At 67.9% G+C, this 2093-nt stretch carries 1 protein-coding gene and 1 pseudogene; both read left to right on the forward strand.

Going from position 1 to position 2093, the window contains the following annotated elements:
- Positions 1-1626 (forward strand): glutamate synthase-related protein (locus tag VFM98_RS20380; RefSeq protein WP_325111723.1); only part of this gene is annotated, 1626 nt, incomplete at its 5' end.
- A gap of 15 nt (positions 1627-1641) precedes the next feature.
- Positions 1642-2093, forward strand: a pseudogene (gene gltD, locus VFM98_RS20385) (glutamate synthase); the annotation flags it as partial.

Raw genomic sequence — 2093 nt, forward strand, 5'->3', positions numbered from 1 at the left:
GACATCTACTCCATTGAAGACCTGGCGCAGCTGATCCACGACCTGAAGAACGCGAACCCGCGCGCTTCGGTCAGCGTGAAGCTGGTGTCCGAAGTGGGCGTGGGCACCATCGCCGCCGGCGTCGCCAAGTGCAAGGCCGACCACGTGGTGATCGCCGGCCATGACGGCGGCACGGGCGCCTCGCCCTGGTCGTCGATCAAGCACGCCGGCTCGCCCTGGGAGATCGGCCTGGCCGAGACCCAGCAGACCCTGGTGCTGAACCGGCTGCGCGGCCGCATCCGCGTGCAGGCCGACGGCCAGATGAAGACCGGCCGCGACGTCGTGATCGGCGCGCTGCTGGGCGCCGACGAATTCGGCTTCGCCACCGCACCGCTGGTGGTGGAGGGCTGCGTGATGATGCGCAAGTGCCACCTGAACACCTGCCCGGTGGGCGTGGCCACGCAGGACCCGGTGCTGCGCCGCAAGTTCTCCGGCAAGCCCGAACACGTCGTCAACTACTTCTTCTTCGTCGCCGAGGAAGTGCGCCAGATCATGGCGCAGCTGGGCATCCGCAAGTTCGACGAGCTGATCGGCCGCAGCGACCTGCTGGACATGAAGAAGGGCCTGGCGCACTGGAAGGCGCGCGGCCTCGACTTCAGCCGCCTGTTCGCCCAGCCGAAGGTGCCCGCCGACGTGCCGCGCTACCACTGCGAGGAGCAGGACCACAAGCTGGAAAAGAGCCTGGACAAGATCCTGATCGAGCGCTCGAAGCCCGCCATCGAGCGCGGCGAGAAGGTGCAGTTCATGGAGGTGGCGCGCAACGTCAACCGCTCAGTCGGCGCCATGCTCTCGGGCGAGGTGACCCGCCACCATCCCGAGGGCCTGCCGGAAGACACGCTGCGCATCCAGCTCGAAGGCACGGGCGGCCAGTCCTTCGGCGCCTTCCTGGCCCGCGGCATCACGCTGTACCTGATCGGCGACGCCAACGACTACACCGGCAAGGGCCTGTCGGGCGGCCGCATCGTCGTGCGTCCCAGCATCGACTTCCGCGGCGAAGCGACGAAGAACATCATCATCGGCAACAGGGCCCTCTACGGCGCGACTTCCGGCGAGGCCTTCTTCAGCGGCGTGGCCGGCGAGCGCTTCGCGGTGCGCCTGTCGGGCGCGACGGCGGTGGTGGAAGGCACCGGCGACCACGGCTGCGAGTACATGACCGGTGGCACGGTGGTCGTGCTGGGCCGCACGGGCCGCAACTTCGCGGCCGGCATGTCCGGCGGCATCGCCTACGTGTACGACGAGGACGGCAAGTTCGCCAGCCGCTGCAACACCGCCATGGTGTCGCTGGAGCGCGTGGGCTCGACGGCCGAACAGCAGGCCACCCAGGGCAAGACCAAGCTGCACCGCGACCAGACCGACGAGGCGCTGCTGAAGAAGCTGCTGGAGGAGCACAACCGCTGGACCGGCAGCCGCCGCGCCCGCGAGCTCCTGGACCACTGGGGCGAGGCCCGGATGAAGTTCGTGAAGGTGTTCCCGAACGAGTACAAGCGCGCCCTCGCGGAGATGTACGAGCGCGAGGTGGAGGTGGCGAGCGCGGGCACCAACGCCCAGGTCGGCATCACGCACGAACAGCCGGTGCCGGCGAAGTAAAGGAAGAAACGGATCATGGGCAAAATCACCGGCTTCATGGAGTACGAGCGCGTCGAGGAGGGCTACAAGCCCGTGCCCGAGCGCGTGAAGCACCACAAGGAATTCGTCATCGGCCTGACCGACGCGCAGGCCAAGGTGCAGGGCGCCCGCTGCATGGATTGCGGCATCCCGTTCTGCAACTCCGGCTGCCCCGTCAACAACGTCATCCCGGACTTCAACGACCTGGTGTACCGGCAGGACTGGCAGGACGCCTTCACGGTGCTGGACTCCACCAACAACTTCCCCGAGTTCACCGGCCGCATCTGCCCCGCGCCCTGCGAGGCCGCCTGCACGCTGAACTTCAACGACGACCCGGTGGGCATCAAGTCGATCGAGCACGCGATCATCGACCGCGCCTGGGAGAACGGCTGGGTGCAGCCGCGCGTGCCGCGCATCAGGACCGGCAAGAAGGTGGCCGTGGTCGGCTC

It is taken from the genome of Ramlibacter sp., assembly GCF_035706265.1.
Classification (GTDB): domain Bacteria; phylum Pseudomonadota; class Gammaproteobacteria; order Burkholderiales; family Burkholderiaceae_C; genus Ramlibacter.